Annotated in this window: 15 protein-coding genes; 10 read left to right on the plus strand and 5 right to left on the minus strand. The window is 62.7% G+C overall.

Features of this window, described 5'->3' with window-relative positions:
• The first annotated feature begins 39 nt into the window (after positions 1 to 39).
• Entirely contained in the window at positions 40 to 849 is an 810-nt protein-coding gene (locus SynPROS71_RS01520) for an ABC transporter ATP-binding protein (RefSeq protein ID WP_186596187.1), read from the plus strand.
• 3 nt (positions 850 to 852) lie between these two features.
• Positions 853 to 1,782: an MlaD family protein gene (locus tag SynPROS71_RS01525; RefSeq protein ID WP_186596189.1), complete on the plus strand. Its 930-nt coding sequence runs from the start codon at positions 853 to 855 to the stop codon at positions 1,780 to 1,782.
• A 10-nt stretch (positions 1,783 to 1,792) separates the two neighbouring features.
• On the opposite strand, the gene SynPROS71_RS01530 is transcribed toward SynPROS71_RS01525, so the two are convergent.
• Positions 1,793 to 3,976: a putative cobaltochelatase gene (locus tag SynPROS71_RS01530; RefSeq protein ID WP_370586836.1), complete on the minus strand. Its 2,184-nt coding sequence runs from the start codon at positions 3,974 to 3,976 to the stop codon at positions 1,793 to 1,795.
• 3 nt (positions 3,977 to 3,979) lie between these two features.
• Here SynPROS71_RS01530 and folK point away from each other — a divergent pair, with 3 nt between their 5' ends.
• From folK to SynPROS71_RS01545, 3 genes are read left to right on the plus strand one after another with little or no spacing between them, the layout of a single operon-like run.
• Positions 3,980 to 4,492, plus strand: a complete 513-nt coding sequence (folK, locus tag SynPROS71_RS01535; RefSeq protein ID WP_186596191.1) for a 2-amino-4-hydroxy-6-hydroxymethyldihydropteridine diphosphokinase — start codon at positions 3,980 to 3,982, stop codon at positions 4,490 to 4,492.
• Between the two features lie 49 nt (positions 4,493 to 4,541).
• Positions 4,542 to 5,102: an NUDIX hydrolase gene (locus SynPROS71_RS01540; protein WP_186596193.1), complete on the plus strand. Its 561-nt coding sequence runs from the start codon at positions 4,542 to 4,544 to the stop codon at positions 5,100 to 5,102.
• Positions 5,102 to 6,580: an FAD-binding domain-containing protein gene (locus SynPROS71_RS01545; protein WP_186596195.1), complete on the plus strand. Its 1,479-nt coding sequence runs from the start codon at positions 5,102 to 5,104 to the stop codon at positions 6,578 to 6,580. Before SynPROS71_RS01540 ends, SynPROS71_RS01545 begins: the two co-directional genes overlap by 1 nt.
• A gap of 4 nt (positions 6,581 to 6,584) precedes the next feature.
• Here the strand turns inward: SynPROS71_RS01545 and SynPROS71_RS01550 are convergent, their stop codons facing one another.
• Together SynPROS71_RS01550 and SynPROS71_RS01555 are read right to left on the minus strand one after the other, a co-directional pair.
• Positions 6,585 to 7,808, minus strand: coding sequence for a DegT/DnrJ/EryC1/StrS aminotransferase family protein (locus SynPROS71_RS01550; RefSeq protein WP_186596196.1), 1,224 nt, complete (start codon positions 7,806 to 7,808; stop codon positions 6,585 to 6,587).
• Positions 7,809 to 7,818: 10 nt separating this feature from the next.
• Positions 7,819 to 8,451 (minus strand): thioredoxin family protein, encoded by a 633-nt coding sequence (locus SynPROS71_RS01555; protein WP_186597805.1) that lies wholly within the window; start codon positions 8,449 to 8,451, stop codon positions 7,819 to 7,821.
• A gap of 109 nt (positions 8,452 to 8,560) precedes the next feature.
• Between SynPROS71_RS01555 and SynPROS71_RS01560 the strand changes: the two genes are divergently transcribed.
• Entirely contained in the window at positions 8,561 to 9,043 is a 483-nt protein-coding gene (locus tag SynPROS71_RS01560; RefSeq protein ID WP_255442280.1) for a hypothetical protein, read from the plus strand.
• Between the two features lie 2 nt (positions 9,044 to 9,045).
• Here the strand turns inward: SynPROS71_RS01560 and SynPROS71_RS01565 are convergent, their stop codons facing one another.
• A complete protein-coding gene (locus SynPROS71_RS01565) occupies positions 9,046 to 9,474 on the minus strand; it encodes a hypothetical protein (RefSeq protein WP_186596198.1) in 429 nt (142 codons plus the stop codon).
• Between the two features lie 24 nt (positions 9,475 to 9,498).
• Positions 9,499 to 10,425 (minus strand): FAD-binding domain-containing protein, encoded by a 927-nt coding sequence (locus SynPROS71_RS01570; protein WP_370586837.1) that lies wholly within the window; start codon positions 10,423 to 10,425, stop codon positions 9,499 to 9,501.
• A 119-nt stretch (positions 10,426 to 10,544) separates the two neighbouring features.
• Here SynPROS71_RS01570 and fabI point away from each other — a divergent pair, with 119 nt between their 5' ends.
• From fabI to SynPROS71_RS01590, 4 genes are all read left to right on the plus strand, one after another.
• Positions 10,545 to 11,327: an enoyl-ACP reductase FabI gene (gene fabI / locus SynPROS71_RS01575; RefSeq protein WP_186596200.1), complete on the plus strand. Its 783-nt coding sequence runs from the start codon at positions 10,545 to 10,547 to the stop codon at positions 11,325 to 11,327.
• Positions 11,328 to 11,367: 40 nt separating this feature from the next.
• Complete coding sequence (gene hisB / locus SynPROS71_RS01580) at positions 11,368 to 11,979, plus strand: imidazoleglycerol-phosphate dehydratase HisB (RefSeq protein ID WP_186596201.1); 612 nt, start codon at positions 11,368 to 11,370, stop codon at positions 11,977 to 11,979.
• 54 nt (positions 11,980 to 12,033) lie between these two features.
• Positions 12,034 to 13,521 carry a carotenoid oxygenase family protein gene (locus SynPROS71_RS01585; RefSeq protein ID WP_186596202.1) on the plus strand — a complete coding sequence of 496 codons (1,488 nt, stop codon included), beginning with the start codon at positions 12,034 to 12,036 and terminating at the stop codon, positions 13,519 to 13,521.
• 88 nt (positions 13,522 to 13,609) lie between these two features.
• The gene (locus tag SynPROS71_RS01590) at positions 13,610 to 14,332 is read left to right on the plus strand and encodes an SIMPL domain-containing protein (protein ID WP_255442283.1); all 723 of its coding nucleotides are present in this window, start codon (positions 13,610 to 13,612) and stop codon (positions 14,330 to 14,332) included.
• The last annotated feature ends 9 nt before the right edge of the window (positions 14,333 to 14,341 follow it).

The raw sequence follows: 14,341 nt of genomic DNA on the forward strand, positions 1-14,341 counted from the left end.
AAACGCGGCAGGATGGTTTGAGATGTCAAGCGGCCCCCTATGAGCCGGCCGAGCGCCACCCCAGCAACAACGCAGACGCCCGTGGTGGAGTTGCGCGACCTCACCATGCAATGGGGCCCTCGGCCCGTGCTCGATCGTGTGTCGCTCACGATGAAACCTGGCGAGCGGATTGCCGTTGTCGGCCCCTCCGGTGCCGGTAAGTCAACGGTGTTGCGCTTGCTTGCTGGTCTGCAGCTGCCAACGGCTGGTGAACTGCGCCTCTTCGGTGAACCGCAGACCTACCTGCGCCTCGACCAGCGTCGACCTCAGGATGTGCGACTGGTGTTTCAGAACCCAGCCCTGCTGGCCTCTCTCACGGTGGAGGAAAACGTCGGGTTTCTGCTGACACGCCTGGGTCGCCTGAAGCCAGCTCAGATCCGAGAACGGGTGAAGCAGTGCCTGGAAGCCGTCGGGCTTCATGAAGTGGCCGACAAGTACCCAGGCCAGCTGAGTGGCGGCATGCAGAAACGGGTGAGCTTCGCTCGGGCTTTGATCGATGATCCCGACCGTGAAGAGGGTGCGATGCCTCTTCTCCTTTACGACGAGCCCACAGCTGGCCTGGATCCGGTGGCGTCCACTCGGATTGAAGACCTCATTGTGAAAACCACCACCGTGGCGCGCGGCTGCTCGGTGGTGGTGAGTCACGTTCACAGCACGATCGAGCGCTCCGCTGAACGGATCGTGATGTTGTACGGCGGGCGCTTTCAGTGGGATGGAACCGTCGAGGAGTACCGCAATTCAGACAATCCTTACGTTGTTCAGTTCAGGACGGGTAATCTGCGCGGGCCGATGCAACCCTCCGACCATTAATTCATGCGCCGTAGTGTCCGCGAAGCCCTTGTCGGTTTTTCGCTCGTTGGAGCGATCGCCGGATTTGCCGGCACCATGCTTTGGCTTAGGGGGGTGCGTTTGGGCTCAGAAACCTGGACGGTTCAGGCGGATTTCCAGAATGCCAGTGGTCTGGCTGATCGCTCGCCTGTCACCTTCAGGGGAATCACTGTGGGGACGGTGCGAGCGATTGAAGTCACCCCCATGGCTGTTCGGGCCACCATTGAAATCAACCAGGACAACCTCAGGCTTCCCTTGCCAGTGACGGCCACTGTCTCTTCGGCCTCTCTGCTCGGGGGAGATTCTCAGGTGGAGCTCATCACCACAGGACGTCCGGTGCCCAAAAACGCGCCATCGCCGAAAGCGGGGAACTGCAAAAACAGTGGTGTGCTGTGCGCGGGTGCCACGATTCCCGGTCAGTCGGGAGCCAGCCTCACATCCGTGACCACCAGTTTGGAGCAGCTGCTCGATCAGGCACAGAAGTCCAACCTGATCCCCCAGCTTGTGGAGTCCACCAAACAGTTTGGAACGACCAGTGAGGACGCTTCCAAATTTCTCGACACTGCTGACGTGGCAGCCCAAAACGTGGATGCTCTCGTGCAACAACTGCGCGCTGAGGTGTCCCGTGCCCAGCCCACGATCGACAATCTCAACCGGGCCACTGCCGAAGCGGCGTCTGCCGCGGCCAGCATCAATAACCTCGCCAAGGCGTTTGATAACCCTGAAACGGTGGGTGATCTCAAGCAGACCGTCACCAACGCCAGGAAGCTGACGGCCCGCATTGATGCGGTGGGCGGAGACATCGAACAACTCACCGATGATCGCCAGTTCATGCAAGGCCTCCGCAGCGTGATGATCGGCCTCGGCGCCTTCTTTGATGAGGTGTACCCGGCCAAGACGGGCACATCGAACTAGCGGATCAGGTTCAAGTCACGGAATTGATGGCCTCCATGGCCACGGCTGCGATTGCCTGATCACTGGCTTTCGGCAGCTGCACATATTTCCCCCCAGCCGCTTCTGCCAGATCCTTGCCCATGCCGCTGCCGATGAATTTGCGTTCGGTGTCGATCACCAGCAGCTTGAGACCAAGCATCCGGTAGCGGCTGGCCACATCGAGCACTTCCTGCTTGAGATCGGGCTTCTCTTCACCTTCAAGCTCCGGCTGGCCCAGGGATGTGCTGAGGGGAACGTTGCCGCGCCCGTCCGTGATGGCGACCACCACCACCTGCCCTAGATCGCCTGTGGCTAGGGCATTGGCACCGACGCGGGCCGCCTGGGTGAGGCCATGGGCCAGCGGTGAACCACCGCCGCAGGGCATGGATTCCAGCCGCCGGCGGGCGGCCGTGATCGAGCGGGTGGGTGGCAACAGCACCTCCGCCTGATCGCCGCGAAAGGGAATCAGCGCCACTTCATCGCGGTTTTCATAGGCTTCCGTGAGCAGACGGATCACGGCACCTTTGGCGCTCTGCATCCTGTTCAGAGCCATGGATCCACTGGCATCCACCAGGAAAATCACCAGGGCTCCTGCTTGTCGCTGCAGCAGCTTGGCGCGCAGATCCGCCTCTTCCACAATCACGGTGCGATCCGGTTGGCGTGCCCGCCGGGCTTTTTGGTACGGCGCGGCTGCTCGGAGCGTGGCATCGACGGCGATGCGCCGGACGGGACCGCGGGGGAGCATCGGCTTCACGTAACGGCCACGGCTGTCACTGAGCACCACGGAACGGCTGCCACTGTTGCCGCTTTTGCTTTTGGCGGCATTGAACAACAGCAGGTCGGGATCGATTGCCACCGCCTCGGGATCCAGCATGAACTCCTCTGGTACCGATGGCGGTGCCTCGTCCTGCTCCGAGTCCTCATCGTCGTCGCTGTTGTCGTCATCGTTGTCGCTGTCGTCGCTGCTGTCGTCTGGCGGATCGTTGTCATCCTCAGCGGACCCCTCGGGTGGGGGAGGCGTTTCGTCGTTGTTCTGCTCACCGGAGTCCGGTGGCGGCGGGGACTGATCCTCCGGTTGCTCGGGCGGTGGCGGTGGCTCCATCTGCTGATCCGGTGGTGGTAGCTGGGAGGCCCGTGGCGCAATCACCAGGGCTACGGCCACCTGCAAGTCGTCGGCGTCGACTTGATCGCGGCCACTGAGGGCCGCATGGGCCTTGGCCACGCGCACGGCATACAACTCGGAGCGATGGCCTTCGACCCCACCGCGGATGGCTTCTGTGACCAGGTATTCGATCTGCTCGCGGCTGATTTGCACATCCGGGAGCCATTGCCGTGCCAGCAGTAGCTGGGTGGCCAGGGCATCGGTGTCCTCCTTCCAGCGCTCCGCGAAGCTGCGGCTGCACTGTCCATGGCTGAGCACCGCGTTGGTGATCTCAACCCGCTGCTCAGTGTTGACGAGTTGATTGGCAGAGAGTGCAATCGCGAAGCGATCGAGCAGATGGTCGCGGACGTTGCCTTCCTCTGGGTTGTAGGTGGCAATCAACAGGGGCCGGCAGGGGTGGCTGAGGCTCAGACCCTCGCGTTCCACCTGGTTCTCGCCGGCTCCCACGGCGGCCAACAGCAGATTGACGATGCCGTCATCCAACAGGTTGAGCTCGTCCACATACAGCACACCCCGATGGGCCTCGGCCAGGAGGCCAGGTTGAAACACAGGGCTGCCACTGCTGAGGGAGGCGGTGACATCGACGGCACCCACGAGGCGGTCTTCCGTGATGCCGAGGGGCACCTGCACGAAAGGAGCCGGAATGACCCGTGCCGGTGGTTCAGCGCTCAGCTGCTCCCGGCTCGCTGCATCCCATTCCTCAGGGCGAGTGGGATCGAGGTTGCGCCCTGGGCCTGAGGGAACACCTGCCGCCTCTGGATCCAAGACTTCGATCGGAGGCAGAAGCGCATGCAGTCCCCGCGCCAGCACGGACTTGCCGGTGCCGCGTCCCCCGGCGATGATCACTCCGCCCAATCCCGGGTCGACGGCTGCCAGCATTAACGCCAGTTTGAGCGTGCCGTGGCCTGTGATCGCAGCCAAGGGGAACGCGCGGTTCGCCTGGTCCTGAGCGGCCGTGCTTCTCACTCCATCGGCAACCCCTCCACCTGAAACCATGAACGTTGTCCGACCCATCGCGTGAGCGCCAGTCTCGCTGATCAGCCCAACGATCTGGCCGTGGCCCTTGGCGGCAATCGTCCAGGCCCTACCGGTGATCCTCGCCGCACCCTGATCGCTGTTCGCCCCAGGCTCGAGCAGCTGTTGCTGCGCTGGTCTGAACCTGGTGATGCCTCAGGACTGGTGTGCTCCTGGTCGCCTTTGCTGATGACCGACCCCGTGGGCGGACCCAGCGGTCAGCCCATGTATTGCAACGCGGTGGTGCTCCTCAGGGGCGTCCAGCGCGCCTGCAATGCCCGCGATGCTTTGCAGCTACTGGATCAGTTGCATGACCTAGAGCGTGCGTTTGGCCGTGATCGTGCCCGCGAACAGCGCTGGGGACCGCGCACCCTGGATCTTGATCTGCTGTTCTGGGGCGCCTGGCGCCTGGACCATCCGCGTCTGGTGCTTCCCCACCCTCGCCTGCATCTGCGGCCTTTTGTGATGGAGCCTTTGCTGGCCGCCATGGGGGAATCCGTGAACTGGACTGCATGAGAGTCCCTGGATTCATGCGCCATGCTGGGGCACCCTGAGCCCCTGCTCCATGGCACCGCTGCCAGCCCCCGAGCCCTTCGAGCTGCTGGAAACCATCGAGGTGATGCAGGCACGCAAGATCCGCTTCGAGCGCAATCGCATCAAGCTGCCCCTGGGCGTGGAGGGCACCTTTGGACTGATCCGGCATCCGGGCGCATCCCTGGCGGTGCCGATCACCGATGCGGGCCGGGTGGTGCTGCTGCGTCAATACCGTTTCGCCGTTCAGGCCCGCCTGCTCGAATTCCCCGCTGGCACCCTCGAGGATGGGGAGGATCCCCTGGAGTCGATGCAGCGCGAACTCGGAGAGGAAGCCGGTTACAGCGCTGCCGTTTGGGATTCCCTGGGTCCAATGTTGCCTTGCCCAGGCTATTCCGATGAGGTCATTCACTGTTTTCTGGCCCGGCAGCTCACCCCATTGGCGAACCCACCGGCCGGGGATGAAGATGAGGACCTTGAGGTGTTGGAGATGACCCCGGCTGAGCTCGACGCTGCCCTGGCCTCCGGTGAGGAATGGCTTGATGGCAAGAGTGTCACGGCCTGGTTCCGTGCCAAGCAACGTCTGGGTCTGTGATGGCGTCTGCACGCACCCTCTTCTGGCATCGGCGTGACCTGCGGCTGGCGGACAACACTGGTCTTCAGGCTGCTGCGGCTCTCGGTCCGGCGGTGACCGGGGTTTATGTCCTCGACCCGGCGATCATCACGCCACCTCCGCAGTTGCCGCCCATGGCCCCAGCGCGGCTGTGGTTCCTGGTGGAGAGCCTGGTCGAACTTCAGGATCGCTGGCGTGAGGCGGGAAGTCGCCTGCTGGTGTTGCAGGGGGATCCGCTCACGTTGCTTCCGCAGCTCGCTGCGCTCCTGGACAGTTCCACCGTGGTGTGGAGCCGGGATGTGGAGCCCTACGCCCGCGAACGTGATCGCGGCGTGGCGAAGGCTCTGCAGGCCGATGGACGCCAAGTGCTTGTGGATTGGGATCAGCTGTTGGTGGCTCCGGAGCTGCTGAAAACCGGCAACGGTGATCCCTATCGCGTGTATGGCCCCTTTCTGCGCAACTGGCGTGGGCAGGTGGAACGCCTGCGTCCCAGCACTGTGGCTGACCCCACAGACCTCCAGGATCTGACAGCGGAACAGCAGCAGGCGATCAGCTCCACGGAGACGGCGCTTGGCCGTCTTTGGGCAGATGGGCAGCAGGCTTTGCAGCGTCTGCAAACGGAGCATGGATTCGCCGGTATGAATCTCTGCCCTTGCCGTCCAGGTGAAGCGGCCGCTGCCGACCAGTTGGCTGTCTTCGCGGATGGTCCGCTTCTGGGTTACGAGCCCGATCGCAATTTCCCCGGCACCGCTGGTACCTCCGGCCTGAGTGCTGCACTCAGTGTGGGCACGGTGAGTCCGAGGCAGGCCTGGTGCGCGGCTCAAGCCGCAAAGGATCTGGCCCGTAGTGATGAACAGCGTCAGGCCATCGCCGTGTGGGAACAGGAGCTGGCCTGGCGTGAGTTCTACCAGCAGGCCCTGTTCCATTTCCCAGAGCTGGCTGATGGTCCTTACAGGGAACAGTGGCGCCGATTCCCTTGGGAAAACAACGAGGACTGGTTCGACTTTTGGAAGGACGGTCAGACCGGGATGCCGATCATCGACGCGGCCATGCGCCAGCTCCAGCAGAGCGGCTGGATGCACAACCGCTGTCGCATGATCGTGGCCTCATTCCTGGTGAAGGACCTGATCTGTGACTGGCGCTGGGGTGAGAGGGCCTTCATGGAGCTTGAAGTGGATGGCGATCTGGCCGCCAACAACGGCGGCTGGCAGTGGAGTGCCAGCAGCGGCATGGATCCCAAGCCCCTGCGCATCTTCAATCCCGCCACCCAAGCGTCCAAATTCGATGCCGATGGGGACTACATCCGTCGCTGGGTTCCCGAGCTGCGGCATGTGTGCACCAAGGATCTGCTTAGTGGTGAGATCGGTGCTCTGGAGCGCAGGGGGTACCCGGAACCACTCGTGAATCACAAGATTCAGCAGGCCAAATTCAAAGCGCTCTACGCCACGATCAAAGTCTGAAGCATCAGGCTGCAACGTCGCAGGACTGGTCGGCTTTGAAGTCGCGCTGATTCAGCAAGCTTTTGAGTACGGTGATCACTCGGTCTTGTTGTTCCAGACTGAGTTCGGGAAAAATCGGCAGGCTGAGCACCTCACTGCAGAGTTGTTCAGTGATCGGTAGAGACCCAGGCGCCAGATTTAGATCGCCGTAAGCCGGTTGGCGATGAATGGGGATCGGGTAGTAGATGATCGTGTTTACGCCCTGTTGCTGAAGACTTTGCTTCAGCCAGTCGCGGCAGCGGCTGTCGGGAAGTCCATGCTCACTGCAGGCCGCCGGGCAGCTGCCGCTGCAGAGTTCCTGCCCGCTCGCGCAGCGATGAACGCGGATCACGAACTGATTCCAGCCATGGCCTCCGTGGGCGTCTGGCTCCGGAAGCTGCAAACCAGGAAGATTTTGAAGGGCTTCGCTGTAGCGGGCTGCAATGGCACCGCGGCGCTTCACCCACTGATTGAGATGGGGCAATTTCACATTGAGCACAGCCGCCTGCAGGGCATCGAGCCGGCTGTTGTAACCGAGCTCGGTGTGCAGATAACGGCGTGGCATGCCGTGAACGGCCAGTTCGCGCATCCGCTGAGCCAGTTCAGGGCTATGACAACAAACGGCTCCGCCGTCGCCGGCTGCACCGAGATTCTTTGTGGGGAAAAAACTGAAGCAACCCACGTCCCCCCAACTGCCCACGCCCCGTCCGGCCCAATGGGCACCGGTGGCCTGAGCGCAGTCTTCGACCACCTGCAAGCCATGGCGTTCAGCGATGGCCATCAGCCGTGTCATGTCCACGGGCCTGCCGAACAAATGCACTGGAAGCAGCGCACGGGTTCTGGGGGTGATCGCCGCCTCGATGCGGTTGAGGTCGATCAGATAGGTCGCGGGGTCGACGTCCACGAACACCGGCGTGGCGCCTACGGCACTAATCGCTTCCGCCGTGGCAAAAAAACTGAAGGATGCGGTGATCACTTCATCGCCGCTGCCGATCCCCAGGCCTCGCAAGGCCAAGACAAGGGCATCCGTACCGCTGTTGCAGCCCACGGCATGGGCAGTCCCCACGGCCTCTGCGAAGGAGCGCTCGAACGCCTGGATCTCGGAGCCGCCGATGTACTGACCGCTGTGCAGCACCCGAAGCGCTGCGGCATCGAGTTCCTGCCCGAGATCCGCGAGCTGTTGGCTGAGACTGAAGGGTGGCACCTGCATGCAGGGCACCTTAAGCCGGGCTCCCAAACCACGGAGGTTCTTGTCCGGGATGCCATTTGATGTTGCAGCCGATCGAGGGGTGCTGCTGGTCTTCCAGCGGCTGACCAGCCAGGACGGCATCCATGGCATGCCTTAGATCGCGGCCATCGAGTTCCACGGCGCTTCCCGGCCGGCTGCCATCCAGTTGCCCGCGATAGCGCAGGGTCTGTTGCGCGCTGGAATCCGGTGAGAACAGATAAAACTCCGGCGTACAGGCGCCGCGAAGCGCCATCGCCAGGCTCTGCTGCTCGTCGAAGAGATAAGGAAACGCCCAGCCCAAGCGTTCGGCCTGCTGGCGCAGGCCTTCAGGTCCGTCCTGGGGATGGGTGATCACGCTGTTGCTCGAGACGGCGAGCAGGGAGACGCGCTGGCCGTAGTCGCGTTCCAGGCGGCTCAGTTCCGGTTCCACGTGCTTCACAAACGGGCAGTGGGAGCAGATCAGCATCACCAGGACCGGTTGGTTGGGCAGATCGTCGCGCCCCAGCTCGGGTATCAGCGAGGTTGTGCCAGGGGACCGCTGCGTCAGCGCGCCGCTCACGACGGGCAGACGGAAGGCGGGGAGTGGATGCCCAAGGGGAAGCATCGTGGATGGAGTGAGCACCATGCGACCGGCCAAGAGCCTGCAGTGTCGCTGATCTTGCTTCAGAATCCGGCACTCCTGCGGTGAGGCGTTGGTGCGCTGGGTTCAAAAGGCTCCTGCAGGCTTGGCTGCAATGGCTTTCACCTTGGCGGGTTGTGGTGCATCTCCTGAGGCCTCCTGGGCGGTGTTCCCGCTGCAGCGGAGAGTTCCCCATGACGGGCTGGCTGTGGTCAGCCAACCCGATGGATTCGGTCTTCATTTGTTCTTGGAAACGGATACCCGTGATCCGGCGGTCTGCAAACCGCGCTGGTTTGTGGATGCCGCTCGTCTCTTTAACGGCAATGGCACGGCACCGTTCAGTGCTGGCCTGGCCCCGCGTTCGGAGTTTTTTGACGTTGTTCAGCGTGGATCTGTTCTGAAGGCGCTCCAAGAGGAGTTGAAGGCTCTGTGTGCAGACCGGGCGCCGAAGGCCCGCTGGCAGTGGGTTCAGCCGCCGACCAAGGCATCGGAGGTGGTCCCCGTTGCGCTCCCTGCCCTGGAGGAAGAAGACTTGCTCACCGATCCCGCTGAGGAGCTCAGGAGGGAAGAGGCGCTGCTGAAGGACGATGCGTCATAAACCTAAAAGCCTTCCCAGACCACCGGTTCTGCTTCACGCCAGTAACGGCTGAAGCGGCCCAGGCGCGGTGGCCGCGGCAGGCTCACGAAAGGCTCCGGCTCCAGTCGTTCCAGGGGGTATTGGCTCTCAACCCGTGCTGCGATTCCCGCCAGGCGGGGGTCCACGGGCACGCTGGTAACGACTCCATCGGCCTGATGCCGCTGGGCAAAACGGATCACCTCGGCCGCCACATCTCCTTTGCGCAGGGTCACCGCACACTCCAGGGCGCTCTCGTAGAGAAAGCCCAGGCGTTTGCGGCTGATGCCGTCGTTCTCGATCCACTGCGTGTCGAACACAAACAGGGCTGGGGCGTCAGGCCAGGCGAGCCGGGCAGGGTTTCGGGGGCCAAGGGCTTCCTCGTGGATCCAGAGGATCGGGTTTTGGAATGGCATGGGTATTTGGGGGGAATCGGAGGCTCAGCGCTTCGGTCGGGCGAAGGCGGCGCTGGCACTGCCTCGGGAGTTGCTGTTGCGGCCTCGGCTGGGGACATCCCGGATTGCGGGCTGGGGCGCGAATAGCTGCGACTCCAGCTGGTCGTAACTTCCCTCGAATGGGCAGGTGTCCGCGCTCGGGCAGCTCTTGCAGTACTTGCCGTCGCTGTAGCGCTCCAGGTTGCCGCGGTTAAAGAAGTACGGCTTGTGGCTGAAGCTGCTGGCAACCCATTGCCAGCTGAGGTGGTTGCTGGCGGGGTCGCCGTCAAGCAGGTGCTCCAGGAACCAGTCAGCTCCTGCTTTCCAATGCACCCGGCGCCAGTGCACCAGATACGCCGCCATCCACATCCGTGCGTGGTTGTGGAGCCAGCCGCTACTCACCAGCTCCTCGCTGAATCCATCCATACAGGCCAGGCCCGTGCGGCCTTCGCGCACGTCGTCGGGAAGCTTCCGGCTGTAGCTGGCGGGATCGTGGCCGGTCTTCAGCTCCTCTTGGCTCTCATGGATGCCATCGCCGAGATCGCCCCACATCCGCTGCCAGAAATCACGCCAGCCCAGCTCATTGATCAGCTTGCCGCCGTCCTCCCTGCTCTGGCCGCGATCTCGCAATTGGGCAAACACCGCCTCCCTGATCTCCGCCAGGGTGAGCACGCCGTGTCGAATCCAGGGGGACAAGCGGGTGACGGCACCCTTGAGATGGTTGCGGCTGCGGCCGTAACGCTTCGCATCCACACGGCGCAGCTGGCTTTCGGCCGCTCGCCTGCCACCTTGGATCCCACTGAGTGGCCCCTGGGCGCTGGGGAATTCGTTGGCCAGGAGTTGATCGAGTGCGTTGCGATCCGGCAGGTCTCGCGGCAGATCCCCTGGCTGTTCAGGCCAGGACAGGGGTGTGACGGGGGGTAAGGGCAGCACCACGGGATCACAGGAACGCCGTCATCCTGTCGATCGCTGAAGACAACTGCGACAGGCTTCTCAGGGCAGGGGTGCGGGATGGGAGAGAATCCCAGCACTGTTCAACGTCAGCCGGTCCGATGCTTCTCGATCTCACGGGCAAGAAGATTCTCGTTACCGGCATTGCCAACAACCGATCGATCGCTTGGGGAATCGCCCAGCAGCTCAAAGCCGCAGGGGCTGAGCTGGGCATCACCTACCTCCCTGACGACAAAGGTCGTTTCGAGTCGAAGGTGCGTGAGCTCACCGCACCCCTGGAGCCCTCCCTCTTTCTTCCTTTGAACGTGCAGGATTCGGCTCAGATGGAGGCCGTGTTTGCTGAGATCAAGAGCCAGTGGGGCGTTCTCGACGGCTTGGTGCACTGTCTGGCCTTCGCTGGTAAGGAGGAGTTGGTGGGCGATTACAGCGCCACAACGGCCGAAGGTTTCGCCCGTGCCCTTGAGATCAGTGCCTATTCCCTGGCCCCGCTTTGCCGCCATGCCAAGCCCCTGTTCAGTGAAAAGGCAGGGGTCGTCACCCTCACCTACCTCGGCGCTGAGCGGGCGATCCCCAATTACAACGTGATGGGTGTGGCCAAAGCGGCCCTCGAAGCCTCTGTGCGCTATCTCTCCGCCGAACTTGGCCCCGAGAAGCAAGTGCGCGTGAATGCCATCAGTGCCGGTCCGATCCGCACCCTGGCCAGTTCGGCCATCGGTGGCATTCTCGACATGATCCACAACGTGGAGGAGAAGGCTCCCTTGCGTCGCACGGTCACGCAGACCGAGGTGGGCAACACGGCGGCTTTCCTCCTCAGCGAGCTCTCCAGCGGCATCTCGGGGCAAACCCTTTACGTGGATGCCGGCTACTGCATCAATGGCATGTGAGCCGGCATGATCAGCGCAGGCGTCCCCGATCCTGAGGCCGATGAGTATGCGTACAGGTGAAATCCACCGGGTCACCGGAGAAACCGATGTGCAGGTGCGCCTGAACCTCGATGGCAGCGGTCAGTGCCAGGTCAGCACCGGAGTGGCCTTTCTCGATCACATGCTCCATCAGATCAGCAGCCATGGCCTGATCGATCTGGAGATCAGCGCGCAAGGCGATACGCACATTGATGATCACCACACCAATGAAGACGTGGGCATCGCCGTGGGCCAGGCCCTGGCTCAGGCGCTCGGAGATCGCCGCGGCATTCATCGCTTTGGCCATTTCCTTGCGCCTCTCGATGAGGCCTTGGTGCAGGTGGCGTTGGACTGCTCTGGTCGTCCGCACCTGAGTTACAGCCTCAGCATTCCCAGCCAGAAAATCGGCACTTACGACACTGAGCTGGTGAAGGAGTTCTTCGTGGCTGTGGTGAACAACAGTGGACTCACTCTGCACATCCGCCAGCTCGATGGCGCCAATTCCCACCACATCGTGGAGGCTTGTTTCAAAGCCTTCGCCAGAGCGCTGCGCCAGGCCACAGAGATCGACCCACGCAGAGCCGATGCGGTGCCAAGCAGTAAGGGGGTACTGGAGCAGGCCGGAATGAATTGAAGCGCGCGCTTCACAGTCCGTTACGAGAGGATGGGGCTAACTGCTCCGTCTTCTGTGACCGTCGCTCCCGCCGTTGACCGTTTCGAACGGTCGGAATGGGCTAGTGCCTTTCGCAATGTGGAGCAGGAGCTCACCGATGTGCCTCTGACCCCGGTGCGCGGCGCCATCCCTGCCGACTTGTTGGGAACCTTGTACCGCAACGGTCCCGGTCGGCTCGAGCGCAACGGCCAACGGGTGCATCACCCTTTTGATGGCGACGGGATGATCACGGCCCTTCGCTTTGAAGAGGGCACGCTTGCCTTGCGCAATCGCTTTGTGCGAACGGCCGGTTGGCAGGAAGAGGAAGCTGCGGGAAAGGTGCTGTATCGCGGTGTATTCGGCAGTCAGAAGCCCGGTGGGCCCCTGGCGAATGCCTTTGATCTTCGCCTGAAAAACATTGCGAACACCGGGGTGGTGCAGCTGGGCGATCAGTTGTTGGCGCTCTGGGAGGCGGCGGAACCGCACGCGCTTGATCCCCGCACCCTTGAAACCCATGGCATCAGCCTTCTCGGAGGAGTGCTCAAGAAAGGTGAGGCCTTCAGTGCGCACCCCCGCTTCGATCCCGGCCATCACGACCGTCCGCGCATGGTGACCTTCGGGGTCAAAACCGGACCACGCAGCACCATCCGCTTAATGGAGTTCGCCACCGAAACCGATGCTGCTGCGGGCATCACAGCTGGCGACCTTCTCTGTGAACGCAAAGACAGTTTCAACGGCTTTGCCTTTCTCCACGATTTTGCGATCACACCCAACTGGGCAGTGTTTCTTCAGAACGCCATCGCCTTCAATCCCCTGCCATTCGTACTCGGCCAGAAGGGGGCTGCTCAGTGTCTGCAGTCGAAGCCGGATGGTCAGGCCAAGTTCTGGTTGATTCCGCGAGAAAGCGGTGCCTTTGCAGGGCAGCCGCCTCGCATTGTGGATGCCCCGGACGGTTTTGTGTTCCATCACCTCAACGCTTGGGAAGACGACGGCGATGTGGTGGTGGAAAGCATCTATTACAGCGACTTCCCCTCCGTCGGCCCAGAGATGGACTTCACTGCAGTGGATTTCGATCTGATTCCAGAAGGCCTGCTGGAGCAATGCCGTATCAACTTGGAACGTGGGGAGGTGAAGACCACGCGCCTGAGCGAACGCTGCTGCGAATTCGCCATGGTGAATCCTGATAAGGAAGGTCTCCCTTGCCGCTATGCCTGGATGGCCGCCGCCGCCCGGGAGCAGGGCAATGATCCCCTGCAGGTGATCAAGAAGCTGGACCTCAGTAACGGGGAACGCCGGATCTGGAGTGCCGCACCCCATGGTTTCGTCAGCGAACCGCTGATGGTTCCCAGGCCCGGTGCCACCGCTGAGGACGATGGCTGGATCCTGGAACTGGTCTGGAATGGGGCCCGGGAAGGATCCGACTTGGTGATTCTTGATGCGGCCGATCTCAAGGAGGTTGCTGTGATTGAGCTGCCTCTGGCGATTCCCCATGGGCTGCACGGCAGCTGGGTTGACGCCCGATGATCGGATGCACTCTGTGATAACTGCCGGCTGACGCGTCACCGTTCAGTCACCCGTCCATCGCCGGTGGGATTTAGACAGCGTCCAGGTTGTGTCTTCGCCCTCCGCCATGCGCATTGGGACATCTGCTGTTCGTCTCCTCGCCGTTCCGATGGCAGTCCTGGGGTTTCCCGCAGGATTACTGCCGGCTCGGGCGCAGGTTCAGGGACCTCGCTGCAACGGCACCGTGCTGCAGCTCACTGTGCAGGAGCGAGGCGACACGCGCACCGACCGTTTTCGTTTCACGCTGCGTCTGGAGGCTGAAGCGTCCAACAGCGCTGCTGCCCTGGAGCAGCTCAATGGTCGTCTCGCGCGTGTGCGCACGGAGCTCACCCCATTGGTGCAAGGCGATCTGGAAGTGCCGGCGCCGAGCACATTCCCCATCAGTCGATCGCAGTCTCCTGATCGCTACCGGGCGTCGACAACCATCCGAGGCTCGGTCAGTCGCAGCAATTACGACACGCTGATTCAGCGGGCCGGCCGGCTGCCCGGGGTTCGCCTGCAGGGCATGACCTCCCTGGCTTCAGTGCAGGGTCAGACAGAGCTGGAGGAGCGCTTGCTGAAGCGGTCCTTGGAGCGTGGTCAGTCGCAGGCGGCGAGCACGGCTTCAGCCCTGGGGCTGTCCAAGGTGAAGCTGTTGCGCATTGATCAGCGCAGCCAGCCCGCGACCCGTGGGCTGGCGATGGCGGCAACGGCCGCTCCCCGCTTTAGGCCCGGGGAGGCTCCGCTCCCCACCGGGAGTCTGAGCCTCACCCTGGACTACTGCCTGTCTTAAGCCGCGAAG

Origin of the sequence: Synechococcus sp. PROS-7-1 (genome assembly GCF_014279795.1) — a bacterium.
GTDB lineage: Bacteria > Cyanobacteriota > Cyanobacteriia > PCC-6307 > Cyanobiaceae > Synechococcus_C.